This is a genomic window from Lacinutrix jangbogonensis, assembly GCF_000797445.1.
In the GTDB taxonomy this organism is placed as follows: domain Bacteria; phylum Bacteroidota; class Bacteroidia; order Flavobacteriales; family Flavobacteriaceae; genus Lacinutrix; species Lacinutrix jangbogonensis.
Genome location: NZ_JSWF01000030.1, coordinates 84,234 through 109,897, shown reverse-complemented (window position 1 = coordinate 109,897; position 25,664 = coordinate 84,234). Strand labels below are relative to the sequence as shown.

Here is a 25,664-nt window from a genome sequence, read left to right as displayed (position 1 = left end):
ACCAAAAAACATGACCAAAAAGAAAAAACAAGTCGATAAAGAATTTGGTTTATCATCGTGGGCAATTAACAATAAAACCACAATGTATGTGCTTATTGCGGTTATCTTTTATTTAGGGATTTCTGCATTCTTTAGCATGCCAAGAGAAAACTTCCCAGAAGTAAACGAAACTAAAATTTATGTTAGCTCTATTTACCCAGGAAATACTGCTGAGGATATTGAAAAACTAATTACAGATCCTTTAGAGGATAAATTAAAAACAACAAGTAATGTCGTAGAAATAACCTCAACATCTCAAGAAGATTATTCTATGTTAATTATTGAGTTTGATGAAGGGATTACTGTAGATCAAGCAAAACAAAAGGTAAAGGATGGAATAGACACAGAAACATCTAGTGAAGATTGGCCAACTTTTAATGGAGCAAAAGTAGAACCAGATGTTTTTGAATTAAGTCTTTCTGAAGAAATGCCAATTCTAAACATTAATATCTCTGGAGATTATCCCATTCAAAAACTAAAAGAGTTTGCAGAATATCTCCAAGATGAAATTGAAGATTTACCAGAAATTAAAAAGGCAGATATTCGTGGTGCTCAAGATAAAGAAGTTGAAGTTGCTGTAGATATTTATAAAATGATGGCTGCAGAAGTTACTTTTAATGATATTATTGGAGCCATTAATAACGGAAATTTAACGATGTCTGCAGGAAATTTAAAAGCCAGTGGTCAAAGACGTACTATTAGAATTCTAGGAGAAATTGAAAAACCATCTGAGTTAGAAAATTTTGTTGTTAAATCTGAAAAAGGAAAATCTATTTACTTAAAAGATATTGCTACTATAAATTTTAATGAAGAAGACAAAACAACATATGCTAGAGAGTATGGAGAGCCAGTAGTTATGTTAGACGTTAAAAAACGTGCTGGTAAAAACATGGTTGCTGCCTCAGAGCAAATTCAAGTTATAGTAAAAGAGGCTATAGACAATGTGTTTCCAAAAGACTTATTAGTAACAGTAACTAACGATCAATCTTCAGTAACCATTGGCCAAGTAGACGACTTAGTAAATAACATCATTTTTGGAGTTATTTTAGTGGTCACCGTTTTAATGTTCTTTTTAGGTTTTAAAAACGCATTATTTGTTGGTTTTGCAATACCAATGTCCATGTTTATGTCTCTAATGATTTTAGAATTGCTTGGGCAAAGTTTAAATACAATGGTGCTCTTTGGTCTTATTATGGGACTTGGTATGCTTGTAGATAATGGAATTGTAGTTGTAGAAAACGTCTATCGTTTAATGGAGTCTGAAGGTATGAGCAGAATTGAGGCTGCGAAAAAAGGGATTAGCGAAATTGCTTTTCCTATTATCATATCCACAGCAACAACAGTTGCTGCATTTACGCCTTTAGCCTTTTGGCCAGGTATTATGGGAGAATTTATGAAAATTTTACCAATAACACTGTCTGTAGTATTAGGTTCTTCATTATTTGTAGCCATATTTTTCAATTCTGTTTTGGTGTCAAGATTCATGACTATAGAAGACAAAGACATGCCTATAAAACAAATTATTAGAACAACGGTAATAGTCGCGGCCTTTGGTGTACTCATTCTTTTATATGGAGGAACTTATAAAGGTTTAGGTACAATAATGATTTTTACAGCTGTTATGCTCTGGGCGTATCGTTTTTTTATTAGAAAATGGGCAAATAGCTTTCAAAATAAAGCTTTAGTAAATTTAGAAAACTGGTACGAGCGCCAATTACGAAGTGCGCTTACCGGTTGGAGACCTTATGTTTTAAGTATTGGTACGTTTCTATTACTCATAGCTTCTTTTATTGTTTTTGGTATTTCATTAGCAACACAAAGAACAAAGGTTGAGTTTTTTCCAGATAACAAACCAAATCAGATTATTGTTTATATAGAATATCCGCAAGGGACGGCTATCGAAAAAACAAATGCAATAACTAAAGAAATTGAAAAACGTGTATTTACGGTTCTTAACCAAGATCTATACATGGATAACGATAGAAATTTCTTAGTAGAAAGTACAGTCTCTCAAGTTGGTGAAGGTGCAGGAAACCCTCAAACAGATGGTGGATCTTCTGCCGAAATGCCACATAAAGGTAAAATTACAGCTTCCATGCGTGAGTATAAATATAGACGTGGAGAAGATAGTGAGTTGTTACGTCAAAAAGTACAAGCTGCGTTAGTTGGTATTTACCCAGGCGTTTTAATTTCAGTAGAGAAAGATGCTAATGGACCACCAGCTGGTGCTCCAATTAATATAGAAATTGAAGGTGATGATTATAATGAGCTCATTGCAACAGCCGAAAATATGCGTGAGTTTATTAACACAAAAAACATTGCTGGTATAGACGAGCTTAAGATAGACGTTAATAAAGACAAGCCAACAATGCGTGTTACTATCGATAGAGAAAAAGCAGGTGAACTAGGTATTAGTGCTGCTCAAGTTGGACAACAACTACGTAATTCTATATTTGGAGCTAAAGCTGGTGTTTACAAAGAAGATGGCGACGATTTTGATATTTACATTCGTTTTAATGAAGAAAATAGATACAATAAAAGCGCTCTATTTAATCAAAACATTACGTTTAGAGATAATACCGGCCAAATAAAAAGCATCCCACTTTCTGCAGTTACAAAATACGAAAACAACTCTGGTTTTAGTGCAATAAAACACAAAGACACGAAGCGCGTTGTAACTGTTTATTCTGCATTATCCCCTGGTTATACAGATGCGGCTGCAATTGTAAGTCAAATTCAAAACGAAATGAAAAGTTATGAAGATTTACCTAACGAGATAAAAATTGATTACACTGGTCAAATCGAAGAGCAAAACAAACAAATGCTTTTCTTAATTGGAGCATTTTTTACAGGATTAGGACTGATTTTTTTCATATTAATATTCCAATTTAATTCGATTTCAAAACCTACAATTATCATGATTGCTATTTTCCTAAGTTTCATAGGCGTATTTGGCGGTATTGTTATTTCTGGAAGTGCTTTTGTTATTATGATGACTATGGTTGGCATTATATCGCTAGCAGGAATTGTAGTAAATAATGGTGTAGTACTATTAGATTATGCACAACTTCTTATAGACAGACAGAAAGCGGAATTAGATTTAGAAAAAGAGGATTACTTGTCTAACAAAGATCTCTTTGAAAGTATTGTAAAAGCAGGTAAAGCCCGTTTAAGACCAGTATTATTAACAGCGATAACAACCATATTTGGTTTAATTCCTTTAGCAATTGGCTTAAACATTAACTTCTTTACACTTTTTGCAGACTTTGACCCTAATATTTATATGGGAGGAGATAACGTTGTCTTTTGGGGACCACTAGCTTGGACAGTAATTTACGGGTTATTTATTGCAACTTTTCTAACCTTAATAATTGTGCCTATACTGTTTTTCTTAGTTACTAAGTTTAAAAGTTGGCTAAGAGACCGTTTTTCTTCAAAAGAAGAACAAATAGAAATAGAAGAAAGCGATACCGAACTCGCTTTAGAGAAATAGAGAAATCATTTTATAAAAATCCGAAGTCTTTGCTTCGGATTTTTTATTTTTGCAACTTATAAAAAAACACTATGTACAGAAGTCATAATTGCGGTGAATTAACTGCATCACATATAAATACAGAAGTTACCTTATCTGGTTGGGTTCAAAAATCTAGAGATAAAGGTTTTATTGTTTGGGTAGATTTACGCGACCGTTACGGTATGACGCAACTTGTTTTTGATGAAGAACGCACCTCTAAAGACCTGCTTGAAAAAGCACAAAAATTAGGTCGTGAGTTTGTGATACAGGTTAAAGGAGCTGTAATTGAGCGTGCATCAAAAAACCCTAATATGCCAACTGGTGATATAGAGATTTTGGTTTCTGAACTTAATATTTTAAACGAAGCGCTCCTTCCTCCTTTTACTATTGAAGATAAAACGGATGGTGGCGAAGATATTAGAATGAAATATCGCTATTTAGATATTAGACGTAATCCAGTAAAAAATAGTCTTATTTTTAGAGCGAAAGTTACTCAAGAAGTAAGAAACTATCTATCTAACGGTGGATTTATAGAAGTTGAAACACCTTATTTAATAAAATCTACACCAGAAGGTGCAAGAGATTTTGTGGTGCCTTCTCGTATGAATGAAGGTGAATTTTACGCATTACCACAATCACCTCAAACCTTTAAACAGCTTTTAATGATTGGCGGAATGGATAAGTATTTCCAAATCGTAAAGTGTTTTAGAGATGAAGATTTACGTGCAGACAGGCAACCAGAATTCACACAAATTGATTGTGAAATGGCGTTTGTAGAACAAGAAGATATTCTAAATGTTTTTGAAGGTTTAACACGTCATTTACTTAAAGAAGTCAACGGTGTCGAAGTAGAAAAATTCCCAAGAATGTTATACGATGATGCTATGCGTTTATACGGAAACGATAAACCAGACATTAGATTCGGCATGGAGTTTGGCGAATTAAATGCAGTAGCACAACACAAAGAATTTGGCGTTTTTAATAACGCAGAATTAGTTGTCGGTATCGCTGTTCCTGGCGGAAACAAACACACAAGAAAAGAAATTGATAAATTAATCGATTGGGTAAAGCGTCCACAAGTTGGTGCTTTAGGCATGATATATTCGCGTTGTAACGACGATGGAAGTTTTAAATCTTCTGTAGACAAATTCTACGATCAAGAGGATTTAGCAAAATGGGCAGAAATAACTGGCGCAAAAGCTGGAGACTTAGTTTGCGTGTTATCTGGCGACACTAATAAAGTACGTGCACAATTAAGTGCCTTGCGTATGGAATTAGCCACTCGTTTAGGTCTTAGAGATCCAAAAGTATTTGCTCCGCTTTGGGTCATTGATTTCCCATTATTAGAATTAGATGAAGAGACTGGACATTACCACGCCATGCATCATCCATTTACATCACCAAAACCAGGACAAATAGAATTATTAGATTCTAACCCAGGTGAAGTAAAAGCTAATGCTTACGATTTAGTATTAAACGGAAACGAAATTGGTGGTGGTTCTATTAGAATACATGATAAAGCAACTCAAGCAATCATGCTAAAGCATTTAGGTTTTAGCGATGAAGATGCTAAAGCACAGTTTGGTTTCTTAATGGATGCTTTCGAATATGGTGCTCCTCCTCATGGTGGATTAGCCTTTGGTTTAGATAGATTAGTTGCTATTCTTGGTGGTCAAGAAACTATTAGAGATTTTATAGCCTTCCCAAAAAACAATTCTGGTCGCGATGTTATGATTGATGCTCCTGCTCCTATTGATGCAGCGCAATTAAAAGAATTAAATTTAAAATTAGATTTGTAGTTTATACCTTCAAATTAACTGTTTATAAATCAATCCTGCTTTTGCAGGGTTTTTTTATTAGATTAGACTTATGAAACGAAATATATTCCTATTTCTAATTGGCGTTACTTTTTTATGTTCTTGTAATCAAACAGAAAAAAAATCACAAAATTATCAAAATCAAATTGGAGACACTCCTTTTGATGTTAACCTAGATGATGCTAATTTCCAACTCTGCGATGCTTCAAATACGCTTCATAAACGTGCTTACGTAAAATACGACGGCGGTTATAAAGCAATCCAAAAGGAGCTTAATGAAAACTATAAGTTTCAAACTAAATACAATTCATTTAATGGGTATTTTATTATTCGGTTTGTAATAAACTGTAAAGATGAAGCTGGCCGCTTTAGAATGGAAGTTTTAGATGGTACGTTTAATTTAGCAAACCCTTCAAAAGAATTACAAATTCACATTCTTGATATTTTTAAAGATCTTAAAAAATGGAAACATCCTTTTTATGAAGGTAAAGATTACGATGGCTATAAGTTTATTACTTTAAAAATAGTTAATGGTCAAATTCAGTTAGTATGAAAATTATAATAAACACTGTCCTCTTTCTTTTTTCAGCTTTTTTATTCAGTCAAGAGAATTGTTTCATATATTCTGAAAAAAGCCCAGAGCGTGAAGCCTGCGAATTATGTGACGAAGCTATAAAACACAAACAAGGGAGTAAAGAATCTCAATTAATTTTTGATGAAGCTATTAGGATTGCTCCAAATTTCGCTTGGTCTTATTACCAAAAAGCTGTCCCGTTTTTAAAAAGAGGTTTTCTAAATGATGGGCTTAAAATACTTAACAAAGCCGTAGCATTAAAACCTTTAGAATATCTAGGCTACAGAGCCTATTGGTATTGGCAGTATCAAAACTACGATTTGTGTATCAAAGATTTAGAAACATATTACGCATTACCTAAAGCATATCTTCAATTTACACCAGGTGGAGAAAAAGACATGCGATTAATCTTAAGCTTAGCCTATGCTAAAAATAATAATTATAAAAAAGCAATAAGAACTATAGAAGATTGTATCGCCACATATGAATCTGAAGATGATATTGGGTTATCAGATTATCACACTTTAGGTCTTTTATATTTACATAATAAGCAGTATGACAAAGCAATTGAAATGATGGAAAAACAATTTACGGTTAATAAGGACATTCCAGATAGTTACTATTATCTTGGGTTAGCCTATAAAGGAAAATCGAAATTTGAAGACGCTAAAATTCAGTTTAATAAAGCGCTTTTAAAGTTTCAAGAGACTAATTATTATACTAATCCAAATGCCGGTTTTAGAGCTTATCTTATTGATGTTCAAACAGAAATAGACAACCTAAATAACCTATAAATAGTATGACATGAAAAGGAATAAAATATTTAAAATAATAGGGATTGTTCTATTAGCTATCGTGCTATCCTTTGCTGGATTAATTGGCTTCGGATATTATTTTTACAACCAAGCCCACAATACAGAAAATAAACCTTACAAAAAGTATATTGGTTATATCGACCAAGACAAAGCATTGTTAAACGACCAATATGAACTATGTGGAGATGCGTATATACAAAGAACATATAATGGAGCAGCTTTAGAAGGGTATTATATTAATAAAAAACACTTTAGAGATCAATTAAACAGAGCGTTTAGCATTTCTCAACATCAAGATTCTGGATATGTAAATTTTAGGTTTTTGGTTAATTGTGAAGGCAATGCTGGATGGTTTGAAGTTATTGAAATGAATTTAGATTTAGAGGAACAAAAGTTAAACTCAGGTTTAGTTAATGAGCTTTTAGAATTCACATCGAACTCAAAACACTGGAATATTTTACGTTACAAAAAAGACAACACACCTTATAATTATTACATGTACATCTCATATAGAATAGAAAATGGAAAAGTCACTGAAATATTACCTTAGTTTAATATGCCTATTAGTGGTTTTTTCTTGTGAAAAAGACACTCTTTTAAACGCTTCCGAAAAAAGAACGTTAGCCGAAAAAACATACAAGAAAGCTATTTTTTTTATGCAAGGTTCAACTGCTTTCCAAAATGGAATTGCAGAAGCTGTGGCTATAGATCCAACATACGAACCAGGTGTTTATGAGTTATCTGTTGCCGACTTAAAAAGAGGCTTGCCACACAAATGGTTACCGCAATACAATAAAGCTGTAGCCCTTGATTCCTTAACACGAACGCCTTGGCGAGGCTACTTATATTTATGGTTTTACAGAGATTACAAAAAAGCAATAGCAGACTTTGATGCTAGCGATATTTTAACACCAAATTTTATAGATGCTCCTCAAGGACACAGTGTAGATTATTGGAGAGGCATTGCCTATTTAGGTTTAAAAGATTACAAAAATTCTAATGCGTATTTTGAAAAACACATTACCAAAGAAACCGAAGATTTTGGTGAAGACTATGTCGATATCACTGCCTTTTTATATAATGGGATTTCTTATTTTGAAGCAAATAATTATGAAAAAGCACTTTTAAATTTCGAAAAGCAACTTAAATATTCTAGGAATCTCAGCGCAGATGCAAAGTATTATAAGGCACAAATTTTTATTACTCAAGGCAAAAAAGAAAAAGCCTTAAAAACTATAAACGAAGCTATAGATGATTTTAACCAAGGTTATAATAACAAACGTGCTTATGTTGAAACCATAAGACAAATATATCCTCAAGATTTAACTGAACTCAAATCCATAATTGAAAAGCTTTAAAATTCTTTTAAAATTAAAATCCTGCTTCTCTCAGGATTTTTTGTTACTTTGAATTGAGATTTATCTTATGCCAAAAAAATCACTTTTAAAACGTTTCTTAATTTGGAAATATAAACATGTTTCCGAAAAAAACTTCACTTTTATTTTAAGTGCATTAGTTGGGATATTAGCAGGATTAGCAGCAGTAACACTAAAAAATATCACGTTTACTATAGAAGCTGTTCTCGCTAAAGGGATTGCTTTTTCACAAAATCAATTGTATTTTGTATTACCTGTTATTGGATTATTATTAGTGTATCTATTTGTAAAATACGTTAGTAAAAAACCTATTGAACATGCTATTCCTTCCATTCTATTTTCATTGACACGAAAAAGCGGGTTTTTAAAACGATCCAAAATTTATTTTCCTTTAATTACGGCACCTCTAACGGTTGGTTTTGGAGGGTCAGTTGGTCTACTTGGACCTGCTATAGCTTCAGGTGCTGCTATAAGCTCTAATCTAGGACAGCTCTTTCATATTAATAGAAAAACAAGAACATTACTTATTGGTTGCGCAGCAGCTGGTGCTATTTCTTCAATATTTAAATCTCCAATTGCTGCTATTATTTTTGCAGTAGAAGTATTTAGTTTAGACTTAACATTTGTATCGCTATTACCTTTACTTATAGCGTCGGTTTCGTCTGTAATTACATCGTATTTCTTTTTAGGAGACGATTTGCTTTTTAACTTTAATTTTTCAGATAAATTTGAAATTAGAGATATTATCTTCTACGCCATTTTAGGCATTGGTACTGGTTTCGCCTCCATTTATTTTACAAAAATGTATTTTGCTATTTTGAAGTTTTTCGAACGCTTTAAGACTGCTTTTCAACGTTTAATCATTGGTGGTTTAGCTATTGGTATTATGCTTTATTTTATTCCGCCATTGTATGGTGAAGGTTTTGGTTTTATTAATAATTTACTTGCAGGAAATCATATTCAGGCATTGGGAAAAACACCATTTGATGCTTTTAATGATAATATTTGGGTTGTTATAGCTCTTCTTATCGGTATCACTATTTTTAAAGCGGTAGCCATGACAACAACATTTGCAGCCGGCGGAGTTGGTGGTATTTTTATTCCTACAATGGTCATGGGAAGTGCGCTTGGTAACGCAGTTGCTAAAGTGATAAACAATATTGGCTTGGGTTTTAATGTTAGCGAAACAAACTTTACGTTAATTGGTATGGCAGGACTAATTGCAGGTGTATTACACGCTCCACTAACGGCTATTTTCTTAATTGCTGAAATTACTGGAGGTTATGAACTATTTATACCATTAATGATTGCTGTTGGTATTTCTTTCAGCATTAAAAAAAGCGCAATAGATTACACAATTTACACAAGAGAACTTGCTGAAAAAGGGCAGCTTTTAACTCATAATAAAGATCAGAATGTTTTAACATTAATGACATTGGACTCTATTATTGAAAGTGATTTTGCAACATTACATCCAAAAATGACACTTGGAGAGATGCTACATGAAGGCGTCGCAAAGTCGGCAAGAAATTTATTTCCTGTTGTAGATGAAAACAAAAAATTAACAGGAATTATTTTACTTGATGATGTTCGTGATATGATGTTCGATCAATCGCTTTACGACTCTACTTTAGTTGAATCGCTTATGCACAATCCACCAGATAAAATTATTTATGAAAAAGATTCTATGCAAAGGGTAATGCAAAAATTTCAAGATTCTGGCGCATGGAATTTACCGGTAATTAAAGATGAAAAATATATAGGTTTTGTTTCAAAATCGAAACTATTGACCGCATACAGAAGGCAATTAATTAATGTTTCCTCGTAATCGTTAATTTGATTAATTTTGTACTTATAAACCATTCACTAAAAAAATAAAAATTTTAAAATGAAATATATTATTTGGTTTTTCTTTATTGCTTCTCTAACTTCTGTGATTTGCGGTTATACTCTAGGTGTTCCTTATTCGCAAAAACTCATTGGTTTTGGTGTATTAGGTTTCTTTTTTATCGTAATTCCTTTATTTTCTTGGTACAGTTGGAAAGACAAAAACCCTAAAGATTATATGCTAACAAAAGAAAATCTTGATAAAATGCGTGAGCGTGAAAACAGGAAAAAAAATTAGCAGTAGGCAGTCGCAGTTTATAGTCTTACTCATAATCACTTCTCAATTATTAATTCAAATTTCGTTTTTCGACAAAAAAGCGTTTTAATAATTTAGAGGACTCTTCAGCAAGTATTCCACCTTCAATTTTAGTTTTGGGATGCAGTTTGGTTTTTAAATTAATACAACCACGATCTTCATCTCTAGCGGCATATACTATTTTAGAAATCTGACTCCAATACAAAGCACCTGCGCACATTTGACAAGGCTCTAATGTTACATATAACGTACAATTTTGTAAATACTTTCCACCTAAAAAATTAGCAGCAGCAGTAATAGCTTGCATTTCTGCATGTGCAGTAACATCATTTAAAAGCTCTGTAAGATTATGTGCTCTAGCAATAATTCTATCTTCTATAACTATAACAGCACCAACAGGAATTTCACCTTTTTGATAGGCTTCTTCGGCTTCTTGTAGTGCTTTTTGCATGAAATATTTATCGTCGTATGGTTTTATCATATTAGTAAAAATACAATTTCTATTAAAACAAAATACAATCGGCAAGACTTTTGATACTAGTTTAAAAAGATTTATAATATGGCAAATTATTATTCTATTAAAATCCCAGAACATTGTCACGAAGGTTGGGATACAATGTCACCTATAGACAAGGGACGTTTTTGTGGTTCTTGTAATAAAACGGTTGTTGATTTTACTAAAATGGATCCTATTGAAATTCAGAGTTTCTTGATTATGAATAAAGGTCAACACATTTGTGGACATATTAAACAAAGCCAAATAGACTCTATAAACCTTAGAATTCCTCCAAATTTAATACAGCAAAATCAAAACCTTTATAAGTCTATTTTTTTCGCTCTTTTAATTATAATGGGAACATCACTATTTAGTTGTACTTCAAACAACGGAAAACCACAAAAAATTGATAGTATCGAAGTGATTGATACTACTAAAAATGAAGTGGTTGATGTTTTAGACATGATAGCTCGTCCTACTTTACATACAGAGAACATAGCAACAAAAAAGAAAGCATGTAAGCCATCCAAAACAATTTCTCCTAGACCAACTGGCTGGAACGATAATTATTAAAACTGTAACTACAGGTGAAATAACAACAACTCTAGACCCAATTGAAGAAGGCTTTTTAGACATTGAAGAAGTTATGGGAGATATTATTATTGAAGGCGAAATGCAAATGAGGGAGATTGAAAATCCTGTGTATAATTTCATAAATATTGAAACGCCTCCTCAATTTTTAAATACACCTAGTCATCTTTCAAAAACAGAAAAAAGAGCTTGTTTTTCAAAGCAAATAACTCTATTTGTAAAGGACAGTTTTAATCTAGATATAGCTCTTAATTTGGGATTAGTAGGAAAACAAAAAATACATGCTCAATTTACTATCACCAAAACTGGAACTATTACTGATTTAGAAATAAAGTCGCCTCATCCTATTTTCGAAAGAGAAACAAGACGAATAATAGAAAAACTTCCTGAATTTACTCCTGCAAAAGAATCAAATAATAAAACTGTAGCTTTAAAATACGTTTTACAAATTCTATTGAATATTGAATAAAAAAAGGCAACTATAAGAATAGTTGCCTTTTTAATATTTATTTAAAAACGATGTCTAGTTTTTAAGAATTTTATCATTTGTATTAATGTTTTCTCCTTTAATAGTAAGAATATATACACCAGATTGTAATGCGCTAATATTTAATTGCGAAGTACTTGATAAGCTAGCGTTTTTAGTTAACACTATTCTACCATTAAGATCTGTTAAAGTCATTGTTACTTTTCCAAAATCCTTTTTTACTTTAATGTTTAATACATCGTTAGTTGGATTAGGGAAAATTGAGTAGTTAGACACATTAAATTCATCTACACTTAAACTTGTACAATTTTGTAAACTCGAATCTGTTGATGGAAGTTCTGTAAAATCTTCTATTTGATCAGATCGAGATCCAAATGTACCTTGTGATGCATTTACACCAACTCCTCTGGCTGCAAAAACCTCCCAAATCATACATTGGTCTTCACCTCCTGTTAAAGCATTATCCGCTGATAACAAAGCGTCTCTTGCTTCAACAAATCCAGCACCACATACTTGTAATTTCAAACCATCTAATACAAGTTGCATTGCTTTATTATTACCACCTACACCATTATAAACATCTGCATCAAAACCATATTTATTAATATATGCCCAAGATAAATCCCATAAAATAGTTGCCCATACTGAACCAATACCATGAGGAGAAGAAATATTTGCAGTATCGTTAGTGTCTGCATAAGTAAGTCCGTTAACACTTGTATCTGTACTATAAGGTGCTGGTCTAATTCCAGGCCCATCAACTGGCTGGCTAACAGCATAAGTAGCGATACCTCTTCCAGTTTCTGGTAAATCTGTAGCTTTAATAGTTACCATTAATGCAAACCAATCTGACCATCCTTCACCCATTTGTTCAGCATTACCTAAACAGTTAGAGGTTGAAGGTCCACCGGCTAATCTTGTAGAAATACCATGACCGTACTCGTGTGCAATAACGCCGTTATCTATACTACCATCTTTTTGGTAAGGACCACCTTCAACTATTGTAGCATTTATTGTTGCTCCAGCAATTAAGGCATCAATAATTTGTTGTCCATCTGCATTATTAACAAAAACAGAAGGTTTAGTTAAATCCGGCATTGTCATAGGTCCAGACATATTTACATAAGGTACATACGCAGGGTCATTTGTTGGGTTATCATGGTTTACCATTATAAAACCTATTGCTCCACCATCTAAAGCATTTTGAATTTTATCCGTAAAATTACAATTACCTCTTTTAATTACCGCTATTTTACCGTTTAGTGCGGCACCATTAGTCACAGCGTTACATGCTTCGGTAGGTGCTGCAGAACTATCATCTACTAATACTAAATCTGCAGTTACGGGTGTTGCCGTAGGACCAGGTATAGTATTACCTTGACCTGTTGCAGGTACAGCTGCAGTTATATCTCCAACTAATGGTCCACCAGAGTTTATAGTTAACGGTGTTCCTAAACCACCAGCATTCCATAAAAACATTGTCATTCCTGGGTTACCACCATCTGGAGGTGTACCAAAAATAGCATTATCTAAACCACTGCCATCTTGTGCGTCTGCAAATACAAAATCACTACCTAATCCTCCATTTCCATAATTGTTTTGCTGAAAGTTTCCTGAAACCTCATCAAAACCATATTGATACCATACATCATGCATGATATTATTCATATAAAATAAATTTGTAATTGCAACATTTTGAAAACCTATAGGCTGTTGGTCTCCATCATATGGAAAATTAAATGTTAACGTGGCATTCCCTACAGGAGAAAACCCTGTGCCATCATTACCATCTGTATCTTCTTGTGCCAAAACATTGTTACCTCTTGTAATTGTAAATTCTGCTCCAACAACACCATTAGTATCGTGCCATCCAAAAGGAGATGCAACAAGATCTGCTGGCTCTGTAATTAACTGTATTGGTCCATGATTAGGACTTTCTGTAGGGATTGGAAAAACATTGTAACTAGAGCCATCAACCATCATTGAAGAAGACGTTTTAAACAAGTTTAACGTTTCCGTCTTATTAGAATTATGATTAGCATGACTTGCATGATTACCATCACCAAAATCACAGCTAACAATCCAGTCGTTAGTATCTAAAACTTGACCATCAACAGCATCTACTCTAACACTATACCAATTCTTATTATTTAAAGCACGAATACTTAAATCCCAAGCTAATCTTATCTGTCCATTTAAAGTAGGTTGAAAAACTAATGACACAGGAATGTTTTCTTGAGATATATTCCCATTAGAAAACACAAAACTATTGTTGTTATTACTAATCATAGTTAAATTAGAAACATTTCCTAAGTTATATTCATTAGCAACAACACTTATTGCTGCCTGTCCATCAATACTTGGAGTAACCGTATTTACTTTTGCAGCAATATTGTCTATAAACGCATTAGCGTAATAGAATACATGACTATTTCTAACAGCTACACTAGAAATGGCATTGTGTATTTTTATGTCTTGATATGCCTGATTAACGTATATATGATTAATTGCAGTTTTTTGAGAGAAATACGCGTCGGACACTAACAGGTTTGATAAGTCGTTTTCAGACAAATCATATTTATCTTTATTTTGATCTAAATAGTTTTGAATACGAGAACCATATTCATTACTAGCCAAATTAGTTTGCGCTTGCACTAATTGAAAGGCAAACAAAAATACAGTAGCGATTAGACCTACAATGTGATTTTTCTTCATAATATTGTGTGGTTTTTGGGATATTTTATTATATGTCGCAAATATAACACCCAACTTACAATTATTATAATATTATGGTATATTTAGTGAGAATTCGTACAATTTTAACACTTATTTTTAATAAATACCCATATTAATTAATCGACAAATGAAAAATCAATCATTAAACGGTATTGATTCAATTGAATCGCTAAGAGCTTTAAAACAATGTGATCTTCCCGTTTTAGCAAAAAAGCTTAGAGCATTTATTATTGAAGCAGTTGCAGCAAAAGCTGGACATTTAGGCTCAAGTTTAGGTGTTGTAGAATTAACAATTGCATTACATTACGTTTTTAATACTCCTAAAGATGAATTAATATGGGATGTTGGTCATCAAGCTTACGGACACAAGATACTAACAGGCAGGAAAGACCTATTTGATACCAATAGGCAAAAAAATGGTATTAGTGGTTTTCCAAAACGCAACGAAAGTGAATTTGATAGTTTTGGTGTTGGGCATTCTTCCACATCAATATCTGCGGCTTTAGGCATGGCCATTGCTTCAAAGTTACACGGTGATTTTAAAAAACAACATATAGCAGTCATTGGAGATGCCTCTATTGCAAGTGGAATGGCTTTTGAAGGCCTAAATCATGCAGGAGTTACAGACTGTAATTTATTGGTTATTTTAAACGACAATGCTATTGGCATAGACCCAAGTGTTGGTGCTTTAAAACAATATTTAACGAATGTTAAGAAGGATACTCAAAAACAAGATAATATATTTGAAGCTTTAAATTTTAATTATTCCGGTCCTATCGATGGCCATGATTTGCCTCTTTTAATTAACGAACTAAAACGATTAAAAACCGTAAAAGGTCCAAAGTTTTTACATGTTATTACTACTAAGGGAAAAGGTTTACGTCAAGCAGAAGAAAACCAAGTTACTTATCATGCTCCAGGAAGATTTAATCCAGTTACAGGAGAATTAATTACAAAATCTAGCGCTAGCCAACCTCCCAAATTCCAAGATGTTTTTGGACATACTATAGTTGAATTAGCAAAAAAAAATAAAAATATTATTGGTATTACACCTGCTATGCCAACAGGAAGTTCTTTAAAGTACATGATGGACGAAATTCCTGACCGTGCTTTCGATGTAGGCATTGCAGAGCAGCATGCAGTAACTCTTGCTGCAGGAATGGCAACTCAAGGCATAATACCATTTTGCAATATTTATTCTACTTTTTTACAACGTGCTTACGATCAAGTTATACATGATGTAGCCATTCAAGATTTACCCGTGGTTTTTTGCTTAGATCGTGCTGGTTTGGTTGGTGAAGATGGTGCAACACATCATGGTGTTTTCGATATTAGTTATCTTCGTTGCATTCCTAATTTAATTGTTTTTGCTCCTCGTAATGAAATAGAGTTAAGAAACATTATGTACACAGCGCAATTAGGTTTAAAACATCCAATTGCAATACGTTATCCTCGTGGAAGAGGTACAATTGTAGATTGGAAACGACCGTTTTCAAAAATTGAAATTGGAAAAGGTAATTGTCTTAAAAAGGGAACAAAAATTGCCATTCTTTCAATTGGAAGCATAGCTCAAAATGTAACTGATGCCTTAGCATTTTTAGAAGACACTTCTTTATTTTCTCATTATGACATGCGTTTTGTTAAACCTTTGGATATTACAATGCTTCATGACATATTTAAAACTCATAATACTATAATTACTATCGAAGATGCCTCAATAATAGGTGGTTTTGGTAGTGCAATTGCAGAATTTTCAGCAGAACATAATTACAAAAACAAATTAATATTAAAAGGTATTCCTGATACTTTTATTGAACACGGAACAGTTTTAGAATTACAGCAATCCATTCAACTTGATCCAAAAAACTTAAGTTTAATTCTAAAAAAAATGACAGACTAAAAAATTAGTCTGTCATTATATAATTTATTTAAACAAAGGTCTTAGTTAGTACTAAAGGACCACTCTTGTCCAATACTTTTAACACCATTATCATCTTTAGTATCTACTCTCCAATAATAAGTTGTTGCTGCTACAGTTGTTACATCAAAAGTAGATGCTGATATATCTGATTGTTCTAAAGCAGGATCTGTAGTTACACCAAAATACAAATCATAAGTTAATGTATCACTTGTGTCAACATCACTTCCTGACCAATCTAAACTTGTTGTCCCTGCATTTAAAAGAGCCTCTAAAGCTGGTGCATTTAAAGACGCAGCAAATGGAGCATGGTTTGAAACACCATCTCCTTCAGTATAAAAAGCAAAAGTTTGAGAAGCTGTTGCTTCATCTTCACTATCAAATGCAACAACATTCCAATAATAAGCAGTTCCGTTTTGTAATGTTACTGTTCTACTGGTTGCTGTAGTTGTTAGTTGTTCTACAATAGTTGTTTGATTTCTTTCTAGCGCTATTGTTAGTCTATAACTAATAGCGTCTCCGTCCACATCTGTGGCTGCAGACCAAGTAAACTCTATAGTACTATCTATACAAAGTAAGTCTGAACTCGGGTAAGTTAACGTTCCTACTGCTGTTGGCGCTGTGTTAGGTTCTAGTGCCGGTACAGGCACTACTGCTGCAGTTCCACCTCCATCATCATCACTGCCGCAAGAAGTAATTAAAACAAATACAAATAGTATTACAGGTAATAATTTTATTTTCTTAATCATATCTTTTATTTTTTAATAATTTTTATAACTTCTGGTGTGTCTAAATTCAGTTTAATAAAATATATTCCTGAATTTAAATTAGCAAAAGGAACATCTATATAATTAGAGTTGTTTTTTCTGTACTCTTTATTAATAACTAATTTACCATTTACATCAAAAACTTGAACACTAATCTCTGATTGAGTAAAAGAATGTGGTAACGTTATTTTAAGGTTATTAATCACTGGATTGGGACTTGCTATAATGTTTATAACATTTTCTATAGTTGTTTTAAAAGTCCCTTCACAAGCTTTAGCTGTTTTAATTTCTAATGCTCCAGAACCAATAAGTTCTAAATCAAAGGTTGGATCACTTGTTATTTTTATAACCTCATCATTAAATAAAACAGTAAATGGTGCTGTACCTCTACTAACATCTACATAAGTAATATTAGAACCATTATTATTTACAATTTCTAAATCAATAACATCCGCAGCTTCAATATTAATTTCAAAACATTGTACGTATGTTGCACCATTTACTGCTACACAAACAGTATAAGAACCTACTGCAATGTTTTCAAATGAGTAAACATTTGAAGTTACTTGTTCTGAAAGATTTATGCCATTACCAACAACAGTTGCAGTATAAGTAACATAAGTTTCATTAACATTAACTATTATTTTACCATTGTTCTCTCCTGTACAAGTTTCAGAAATTATTTCTAATGAAATATTATCTGAATTAGTATAACTTAAATCACAAACATTACCCATTCCATTACCATTTGTATCGGCTTGATCCGCATTAGCAATAGCTATACAATTATCAATGTCATCAAATACACCATCATTGTCTGTATCTTGACATACATCACCAACTCCATCTCCATCTGTATCTGCTTGATCTGTGTTTGCTGTTGTTGGACAATTGTCGTTAATATCAAGAACCCCATCATTATCTGTATCTTGACATGCATCTCCTACTCCATCACCATCGGTATCTGCTTGATCTGCATTTGCTGTGTTTAAACAATTATCAATGTCATTTGTAATACCATCTCCATCCTCATCACCATTTCCATCAATTTTAAATTCTCCAGAAAAAACGCCTCTTCCATAGGTTGCTGCAAAGACCATATTATCATCTCTTAAGTCTAAATCTAACACTTTTACGTTAGACATTCCATTAAAAGCTTGGTTCCAATTAGGACTAGCCGCAGAAAAATTATTTGTGTACCAAACGCCTAATTCTGTCCCAATAATTACTTCATCTAAACTTAAAGGGTTTTGAAGAATAGTTTTAACTGGCATATCTGGTAAATCGCCTTCTTTAGTTTCCCAAGAAGTACCGCCATTATTAGTATACCAAATACTTTGTACACCATAATTATGTATAGTTACAAAAATTTCATTTTCAGATTGACCAAATTCAATATCAGAAATACTTCCAACTATTACATTGGCTAATTCTAATTCTGTAAAAGTAGGAGAAGCTCCATCTGCATTTTCAACTTTAAACACATCTCCAAGCACAGTACCAAATAGCAACGTTGAAGAATTTGTAGTATAGGTTGATACTGTAAATGCAGTAGGTCTATTATCAAATTCCGCATCTGTTAAATCAGTTGCTTGAAGTGTTCCTTGAGATTTTATACCGGAATAGCGTCTAATTATATTCCCAGTGTCATTTGTTGAATAATTTGAATATAAAATATCTAAATTAGAATCTAACGCTTGAGGGTTAATAAATGCTCCATTTGAAGCACTTTCATTATTAATTGTTATACTAGAATTGGTATTTAAATTTAACAGATTAACACCTGAATTATAAACATAATTTCTTATCAAATATCTGTCTGTTCCATCTTGGTCAAAAAATGTATAAGCACCATCACCACCATAAGGTTCTGTAGAAGAGTCTGTTCCATTAGGGTTTGCATTTACAAATAATTGTGTTCCATTATCTTGTAATCCACCAGCGAAATAATCACCAGTAAAAGCTGTCGTTGGCCCAACACCAACAGTGTAAAATTGTGATGTATTAAAATCTTTATTCCTAGAGCTTGTAGTAGTACCCGAATTTCCAGAAAAATAAACACCGCCATCGTTACCAAAGGCCACTATAGATGAAGATCCATTTGCAAACGTCATAGCATGTTGATCTGAGTGAACTTCTTGAAATCCAAATCCACCATACCAATGGCTAAATTGATTCCAACCTAATCCAGCATTTACTGATTTAAATAAATCAATACCACCAGCATAAATTGTTTGATCATCATTTGGATCTACTTCTAACATTAAATCATAATAAGCTTGTCCTCTAGTAAAGTCATTTGCATCAATTCCTGTATCAGCATCATCAGGTAAAGTTAAAGCAACATTTGTAGTAAAACCATCTTCAGTCTTTTCCATAAGAACAGGATTTGTAGCATCTCCTTGCGCCAAAACAAATACTTTTTCTGGATTAGTAGTCGAAACTGCTATCTGGGTTCTTCTTGCATTTGCAATAGTCCTTTCTAATGTAAAATTTGTACCGTCGACCGATCGGAAGATTTTTCCTCCACCATTTCCAAATACCACACTATTTGTAGTTGCTACCCAAACATTATTATCAGCTCCAATCTCAATATCATTTGGACAATGCTTTCTACCGTTACTTGTTAATGGCATATCTATTTCATTCCAATTAGCGCCATTATCTATAGATTTATACAATCCATATTCCGTTCCAGTAAGAAAGGTTGTTGCATTAGCGGCTCCATAAAAACTATCACCTGCAGCAACATATACCTCTGAAACACCTGCATTATCTCTTACTTTAATATCATTTACAAATTGTATTCCAGGCACTAAATTACCTGTAAAAGTATCTACAGCTGGATTTAAAGAACCAGAAATAGAACCAGCTAATACTGCAGCTTCAATAATATCTCCATTTGCTTTAGAAATCATAACAGAAGATATTGTTATAGTAGCATCTGTTCCACCCATTGGTACAGGCTGACCATCTACGTTATTCATCATTATTACACCAATTGCCCCAGCATCTTGAGCCGCTTTAACTTTTTCAACAAATGAACAAATCCCTCTACGAATTAAAGCAATTTTACCTGTCATATCTACAGTCGATGGGCCGCAACCTTCCAAAGGATTATTAGACGTTATTCCATTATTCCCTGTAAAAGGTACTGTTCCATTTGCTAGAACTAAATCGCCTAAAACTATAGATGTAATTTCAGGACCAAAATTAGTAGTAGGGAAAGATAAATAATCTCCTGCAATACCACTAGGTGCATTTATTGTAATATTTGTAGCTGATTCAAAAGTGGTTGGTCCTGTTATACCTCCAAACACTTTAGCCCAAGTTGTTCCTGCGTCTATAGACTGCCAAACACCATCTCCATTTACATCACCTGCAACATAAGACTCTCCAGTTCCAACATAAAAAATATTAGTATTATTAGGATCAAAAGTAATACAACTTACTGCTAAATTTTCTGGAATGTCTACTCTTATCCAACTAGAATTAGCATCAGAAATCTTAATGTTTTTCCATAAACCACCACTAACTCCTCCTGCAAATAGTGTCTCGTTAGTAGAATCGTTTGGGTCAAACATAATGGCTCTTGTTCTACCTCCAACATTATTAGGACCTCTTTCTACCCAACTATTATCTATTGCATCTCCTGGAACTCTTGCAGAAGCTAAAAAAACTTCTCTTTTCGCTACTTGGTCAGCTCTAATCTCTTTTAAATTTTCAAATGTTGGTCTACCTAAACTAGGATTCATTGTCAGTTCCCATTCTTGCTCATAAAATTTATTCGGAGTTAAGCCTGCTGCTTTTCTTTCTGGCTTACTCAGCTTAAGCAACTCTTTAAAAGGGCTTTTTGCTAAATTATTTTTATGCGTTTCTTGAACAATAACTTGATTTGGTAGTTGACTTTCTTTCGTATTAGATAATGTAAAGAATGCGAAAAATACTAAGACACAAGATGTTAGAATAATAATTTTCTTTTCATATTTTTTTTTCAGTTCCTAAAAATACTTGTTTAAATTATTTTTTTAAGCGTTTTTGTGTTAAATTTCAATTACTCCTTAATTAAATACTAAAACCTTTTATTTTTTTATACTGAATAATAGCTTGACTATCACTCAATAAAGAGATATGGTGACACACACTTAACAAACGTTCGTACAACCGCTCTTGGTCAATTTTTATAGTTTTTGGTAATCCTTTTAGAATTAGTTTATCATAATTTGATGCCGTATTATCAAAACAGTTATTTACCGCATTTGTATACGTTTCAAGCAAAGTATTTAACACGCCATAACCTGCAATTTCTTTATCTACAACCTCTGTAGATTGGTAAATTCTCTCTACACTTAGTTTAATAATATCATTAATCTGAGCTTCGTATTTACTTTTATCTAATAATGCTTCACTAAAAGTTCCTGCTAAAATGGCTTCTTCATTTTTCATAAATACAGCAATGGCTTCATCAATTAATGCTCCAATTGCTAATGCTCTTAAGTAACTTATTCGATCTTCGGTATTAGAAAGTGTGTAATATTTTTCAGTTTTAATTTTATCTCTAACCAAATTTATTAAATACTCTAATGCAAAGGCTTCAGGTATTAAGCCCAAATTAATGCCATCTTCAAAATCGATTATTGTATAACAAATATCATCTGCGGCTTCTACTAAAAAAGCTAATGGATGCCTTGCATAACTAGTATCTTTTTCACTTCTTTTCTCCAAACCTAGTTCTTCTGCCATATCAATAAACGCCTCTTTTTCACTCTGAAAGAAGCCATATTTTTTATCTGCAATATGTTGGGTTGGTTTCTTTGGCAAAGACTCTTTTGGGTATTTTGTAAACGCTCCAAGTGTTGCATAACTTAAACGTAAACCTCCTTCTCTACCCACTCTACTTTGAGTAACAATTTTAAATCCGTTTGCATTACCTTCAAAATCACATAAATCTTGATATTCTTTTTTTCCTAATTTCAACTTATGGGCTTTACCTTTTCCAGACTTAAAAAATTCACCAATAGCTTTCTCTCCAGAATGTCCAAAAGGTGGATTACCAATATCGTGAGCTAAAGCTGCGGCTGCTACAATAGCTCCAAAATCGTGTGCTTGGTAGCCGTGAATATTTTGTAAATGCGGGTGTTTTTCCAATAATTTTTGTCCAACACGTCGTCCTAAAGAACGACCAACAACACTCACTTCTAAACTGTGTGTTAAGCGTGTGTGTACAAAATCGGTTTGCGATAATGGAATAACCTGGGTCTTATCCTGAAGGCTTCTAAATTCTGAAGAAAAAATAATACGGTCGTAATCGACCTCGAAACCTAAGCGTGTTTCATCTTGTTCTTTACGTAATCTTTTATTTGTATCGCCAAAACGTTTTAACGAAAGCAGTTGTTCCCAATTCATAGTAAGCTATTAAGTGCATGCAATATATAAATTTCAATGTTAAATTAAGGTTTCCTAATTACAAAAACACAACTTCTTTGGTAACATTAAACTAACGTTTTGATGAAAAAGGTTTAACCTCTAGTTAACCTTGAATTTACATGTTGATAGTTTCTTTGCACCAGAAATTAAACCACAAAATGAAACAAATTTTATTTACTCTTATTTTTCTAACCTCATTATTTTCTTTTGCACAAAATAGTGCTACTCTTTCTGGTAAAATTTTAGACAGTGAATTTAATAACGAACCACTCCCTTTTGCAAACGTTCTTATTAAAAATACTGACAAAGGAACCTCATCAGATTTTGATGGTCTTTATAAAATTGAAAACCTGGAAGCTGGTTCTTATATTGTAGAATTTAGTTTTATAGGCTACGAAACACAAAACTTACCTATTGAATTAAAAACGGGTGAAACTAAAGTCTTAAATATTACTTTAAAAGCAAGTGCGGCAGCATTAGACGAAGTTGTACTGCAAACCTCAACAAAACGCGAAAGTGAAACGGCTTTACTTTTAGATCAAAAAAAGGCAGTAGAAATTAAACAAAGTATTGGTGCAGACGAGTTATCTAGAAAAGGTGTTAGCGATGCCGCAGGTGCTGTTGCAAAAATAGCAGGCGTATCAAAACAAGAAGGTTCTAGCAACGTATATGTTCGTGGTTTAGGAGACCGCTACTTAAACACTACTTTAAACGGTTTAGCATTACCATCTAACGATATTGAAAAAAAGAACATTGATTTAAATTTATTTGCTTCAGATTTAATAGAGAATGTTTCCATAAGTAAAGCGTATTCTTCAAAATTCTATGGCGATTTTGCTGCTGGAAATGTAGATATTACCTCTAAAAACTATAAAGGAAATGGTTTTTTTGATGTCACTACTGGTTCTGGCGTAAATACAAGAGCTGCTGGACAAAATTTTGTAAGAAGCGAAGGTACTGGGTATTTTGGTTATTATGGCCGAAATGCACACAATCCATTTGCTGTTATTTTATCTCATGGTGTAGATCCTGTAAATGTGAATGCTCCAATTAATGTAAGTTATGGCGCTTCTGGAGGAAAATCTTTCGATTTTGAAAGTGGTTCACGTTTAAGTTTATTTGCCACTGCGTCTTTCGAGAATGATTACGAATACAGAAAAGGAAAAGTGGTTGATTTTTCTACCGTTTTCAATAAAATATTTCCTGAGGCTGAAGAATTTGAGTACTCTACAACTACTACTGCGATGTTAAATGCCAATTTTAGAATTGACGATAACAACACCATTAAGTTTAACTCCATGTTTATTAATAGCTCTTCGGACGAAGTTGGGTATTATGGTATTGGCGGAAACGGATTTAATAGAGATTCACAGTCTTTAGTTAACGACGAGATTGGTTTCTACCAGCAAAACATTCAATTTAATCAAGATTTAATTTATGTTAATCAGGTTTTAGGTAATCACGAGTTTGGAAACTTAGAATTAGATTGGGCTGTTGGTTATAATAAAGTCAATGCACGTGAGCCAGACAGAAAGCGTTTTAGTTTAGAAAACTATCAATTTTCTTTAGATAGCGATGCTTCAACAAACGCTATCTTTTTTAATAATGTAGATTACGACAACCAACGTTATTTTCAAGACATTGAAGATGAAGAGCTCAACAGTCGCATAAACTTAGCCTACACATTAAATGAAAACTCAAAATTAAATTTTGGTCTAAACGGAAGAACTAAAACACGTGATTTTGAAAATATTCGTTATGGTTATGATATTGTTGATAAAAACACACCAATTTCAAACCCTAACAATTTAAATAGCATTTTTAATTTAGGAAACCTTAACCTAAATAACGATGGCCTATACAATATTACGGCAATAAACGCAGCGGTTCCAGAATATGGGAATACCAATGCTCCTGGAGCTCCAGAAAACACGTATTCTGGTAAACTAGATGTTTTCGCTAGCTATGCTAATGCAGAATTAAAGGTTGGAGAGCAATGGTTATTTGTTCCTGGTGCAAGACTCGAATCTTTTGAGCAAAGCATTGTTTATGATGTTATTAATTTACCTGCTAACGAGCCTGGTTTTAGACAAACAGAAAACACGTTCTTTTTACCTAGTTTAAGTATTAAATATGCTTTAAACGACGATCAAAATTTACGTTTCTCTGCTAGTAAAACAGTTTCAACTCCAGAGTTTAAAGAAATGGCACCCTTTGTTTACGAAGGCGTAGCACAGCGTATTGGTGGAAACCCAGATTTACTAAACGATCCTTCATTCTCTACCATTTATAATGTAGATTTTAAATACGAATGGTTTATGTCTCGATCAGAATTATTTGCTGTATCAGCTTTTGCAAAACAAATTAACGATCCCATTAATTTAGTTATCGCAAATGATGCTACAGGAACGCAGCGTTATTTTAGAACTGGAGATAAAGCCTCTATCCTTGGAATAGAACTTGAAGTTAGAAAAACAGTATTACAAAATGCAGATGAAGATGCAGTGCTTTCTACGGGAATAAATGTATCGTATATGCATACTGAGCAAGATTTAAAAAGCTCAACTGGCCTATATTCTTCAACTTTAGATAGAACAGACGAATTGCAAGGTGCTTCTCCTCTATTAATCAATGCAGATCTTAGTTATACACCTAGAATAAGCGACAACTACAAACCTACTGCAAACTTAGTATTCTCATATTTCTCAGATAGAATTTCGGCTTTAGGTTCTGGACAATTAGGGAATATTATAGAAAAAGGAATCGCAACATTAGACTTTGTTTGGAGAAATAAAATAAAACAAAACTTCGAGATTAATATAAGCGCTAAAAACTTACTAGATCCAAGTATTAAGCGTGTAAGAGAAAAAACATCGTTTGGAGATGTAACCCTATCTGAATACAAAAGAGGTATGGATTTAAGTCTACAACTAAAATATAACTTTTAAAAAACAACTAAAACAA

17 protein-coding genes are annotated in these 25,664 nt (G+C 33.0%); 12 read left to right on the top strand and 5 right to left on the bottom strand.

Annotated features, from left to right (window positions below; all coding sequences use genetic code 11):
• Positions 1-10: 10 nt before the first annotated feature.
• The 8 genes from RH82_RS11695 (at position 11) to RH82_RS11660 (ending at position 10,260) form a co-directional block, all read left to right on the top strand.
• Positions 11-3,532: an efflux RND transporter permease subunit gene (locus tag RH82_RS11695; protein WP_034060945.1), complete on the top strand. Its 3,522-nt coding sequence runs from the start codon at positions 11-13 to the stop codon at positions 3,530-3,532.
• Positions 3,533-3,603: 71 nt separating this feature from the next.
• Positions 3,604-5,352, top strand: a complete 1,749-nt coding sequence (gene aspS / locus RH82_RS11690) for an aspartate--tRNA ligase (RefSeq protein ID WP_034060943.1) — start codon at positions 3,604-3,606, stop codon at positions 5,350-5,352.
• A 70-nt stretch (positions 5,353-5,422) separates the two neighbouring features.
• Positions 5,423-5,923, top strand: coding sequence for a hypothetical protein (locus RH82_RS11685; RefSeq protein ID WP_034060942.1), 501 nt, complete (start codon positions 5,423-5,425; stop codon positions 5,921-5,923).
• Positions 5,920-6,738 (top strand): tetratricopeptide repeat protein, encoded by an 819-nt coding sequence (locus RH82_RS11680; protein ID WP_034060940.1) that lies wholly within the window; start codon positions 5,920-5,922, stop codon positions 6,736-6,738. Before RH82_RS11685 ends, RH82_RS11680 begins: the two co-directional genes overlap by 4 nt.
• A 10-nt stretch (positions 6,739-6,748) precedes the next feature.
• The gene (locus tag RH82_RS11675) at positions 6,749-7,309 is read left to right on the top strand and encodes a hypothetical protein (protein ID WP_034060939.1); all 561 of its coding nucleotides are present in this window, start codon (positions 6,749-6,751) and stop codon (positions 7,307-7,309) included.
• Complete coding sequence (locus RH82_RS11670; RefSeq protein WP_034060938.1) at positions 7,281-8,117, top strand: tetratricopeptide repeat protein; 837 nt, start codon at positions 7,281-7,283, stop codon at positions 8,115-8,117. Before RH82_RS11675 ends, RH82_RS11670 begins: the two co-directional genes overlap by 29 nt.
• A 67-nt stretch (positions 8,118-8,184) precedes the next feature.
• Complete coding sequence (locus RH82_RS11665; protein WP_034060937.1) at positions 8,185-9,963, top strand: chloride channel protein; 1,779 nt, start codon at positions 8,185-8,187, stop codon at positions 9,961-9,963.
• Positions 9,964-10,023: 60 nt separating this feature from the next.
• Positions 10,024-10,260, top strand: coding sequence for a hypothetical protein (locus RH82_RS11660; protein ID WP_034060936.1), 237 nt, complete (start codon positions 10,024-10,026; stop codon positions 10,258-10,260).
• A 49-nt stretch (positions 10,261-10,309) separates the two neighbouring features.
• Here the strand turns inward: RH82_RS11660 and RH82_RS11655 are convergent, their stop codons facing one another.
• Positions 10,310-10,759, bottom strand: a complete 450-nt coding sequence (locus RH82_RS11655) for a nucleoside deaminase (RefSeq protein WP_034060935.1) — start codon at positions 10,757-10,759, stop codon at positions 10,310-10,312.
• 78 nt (positions 10,760-10,837) lie between these two features.
• Between RH82_RS11655 and RH82_RS11650 the strand changes: the two genes are divergently transcribed.
• Both RH82_RS11650 and RH82_RS11645 read left to right on the top strand, forming a co-directional pair.
• Positions 10,838-11,347, top strand: a complete 510-nt coding sequence (locus tag RH82_RS11650) for a hypothetical protein (protein ID WP_034060934.1) — start codon at positions 10,838-10,840, stop codon at positions 11,345-11,347.
• Between the two features lie 73 nt (positions 11,348-11,420).
• Positions 11,421-11,834 (top strand): energy transducer TonB, encoded by a 414-nt coding sequence (locus tag RH82_RS11645; RefSeq protein ID WP_052158322.1) that lies wholly within the window; start codon positions 11,421-11,423, stop codon positions 11,832-11,834.
• A gap of 54 nt (positions 11,835-11,888) precedes the next feature.
• On the opposite strand, the gene RH82_RS11640 is transcribed toward RH82_RS11645, so the two are convergent.
• Positions 11,889-14,567, bottom strand: coding sequence for a T9SS-dependent M36 family metallopeptidase (locus RH82_RS11640; RefSeq protein ID WP_034060983.1), 2,679 nt, complete (start codon positions 14,565-14,567; stop codon positions 11,889-11,891).
• A 148-nt stretch (positions 14,568-14,715) separates the two neighbouring features.
• On the opposite strand from RH82_RS11640, the gene dxs reads away from it, so the two are divergent.
• Complete coding sequence (dxs, locus tag RH82_RS11635; protein ID WP_034060933.1) at positions 14,716-16,488, top strand: 1-deoxy-D-xylulose-5-phosphate synthase; 1,773 nt, start codon at positions 14,716-14,718, stop codon at positions 16,486-16,488.
• A gap of 41 nt (positions 16,489-16,529) precedes the next feature.
• On the opposite strand, the gene RH82_RS11630 is transcribed toward dxs, so the two are convergent.
• From RH82_RS11630 to RH82_RS11620, 3 genes are all read right to left on the bottom strand, one after another.
• Positions 16,530-17,255: a hypothetical protein gene (locus RH82_RS11630; protein WP_052158321.1), complete on the bottom strand. Its 726-nt coding sequence runs from the start codon at positions 17,253-17,255 to the stop codon at positions 16,530-16,532.
• A 5-nt stretch (positions 17,256-17,260) separates the two neighbouring features.
• Positions 17,261-21,109, bottom strand: coding sequence for a thrombospondin type 3 repeat-containing protein (locus RH82_RS17875; RefSeq protein WP_052158320.1), 3,849 nt, complete (start codon positions 21,107-21,109; stop codon positions 17,261-17,263).
• Positions 21,110-21,338: 229 nt separating this feature from the next.
• Positions 21,339-22,679: a deoxyguanosinetriphosphate triphosphohydrolase gene (locus RH82_RS11620; protein ID WP_034060931.1), complete on the bottom strand. Its 1,341-nt coding sequence runs from the start codon at positions 22,677-22,679 to the stop codon at positions 21,339-21,341.
• A gap of 179 nt (positions 22,680-22,858) precedes the next feature.
• Between RH82_RS11620 and RH82_RS11615 the strand changes: the two genes are divergently transcribed.
• A complete protein-coding gene (locus RH82_RS11615) occupies positions 22,859-25,648 on the top strand; it encodes a TonB-dependent receptor (protein ID WP_034060930.1) in 2,790 nt (929 codons plus the stop codon).
• Positions 25,649-25,664 lie beyond the last annotated feature (16 nt).

Coding starts and splice junctions, on each gene's coding strand:
- RH82_RS11695 (WP_034060945.1), top strand. CDS start 11: ATGACCAAAAAGAAAAAACAAGTCGATAAAGAATTTGGTTTATCATCG.
- aspS (WP_034060943.1), top strand. CDS start 3,604: ATGTACAGAAGTCATAATTGCGGTGAATTAACTGCATCACATATAAAT.
- RH82_RS11685 (WP_034060942.1), top strand. CDS start 5,423: ATGAAACGAAATATATTCCTATTTCTAATTGGCGTTACTTTTTTATGT.
- RH82_RS11680 (WP_034060940.1), top strand. CDS start 5,920: ATGAAAATTATAATAAACACTGTCCTCTTTCTTTTTTCAGCTTTTTTA.
- RH82_RS11675 (WP_034060939.1), top strand. CDS start 6,749: ATGAAAAGGAATAAAATATTTAAAATAATAGGGATTGTTCTATTAGCT.
- RH82_RS11670 (WP_034060938.1), top strand. CDS start 7,281: ATGGAAAAGTCACTGAAATATTACCTTAGTTTAATATGCCTATTAGTG.
- RH82_RS11665 (WP_034060937.1), top strand. CDS start 8,185: ATGCCAAAAAAATCACTTTTAAAACGTTTCTTAATTTGGAAATATAAA.
- RH82_RS11660 (WP_034060936.1), top strand. CDS start 10,024: ATGAAATATATTATTTGGTTTTTCTTTATTGCTTCTCTAACTTCTGTG.
- RH82_RS11655 (WP_034060935.1), bottom strand. CDS start 10,759: ATGATAAAACCATACGACGATAAATATTTCATGCAAAAAGCACTACAA.
- RH82_RS11650 (WP_034060934.1), top strand. CDS start 10,838: ATGGCAAATTATTATTCTATTAAAATCCCAGAACATTGTCACGAAGGT.
- RH82_RS11645 (WP_052158322.1), top strand. CDS start 11,421: ATGGGAGATATTATTATTGAAGGCGAAATGCAAATGAGGGAGATTGAA.
- RH82_RS11640 (WP_034060983.1), bottom strand. CDS start 14,567: ATGAAGAAAAATCACATTGTAGGTCTAATCGCTACTGTATTTTTGTTT.
- dxs (WP_034060933.1), top strand. CDS start 14,716: ATGAAAAATCAATCATTAAACGGTATTGATTCAATTGAATCGCTAAGA.
- RH82_RS11630 (WP_052158321.1), bottom strand. CDS start 17,255: ATGATTAAGAAAATAAAATTATTACCTGTAATACTATTTGTATTTGTT.
- RH82_RS11620 (WP_034060931.1), bottom strand. CDS start 22,679: ATGAATTGGGAACAACTGCTTTCGTTAAAACGTTTTGGCGATACAAAT.
- RH82_RS11615 (WP_034060930.1), top strand. CDS start 22,859: ATGAAACAAATTTTATTTACTCTTATTTTTCTAACCTCATTATTTTCT.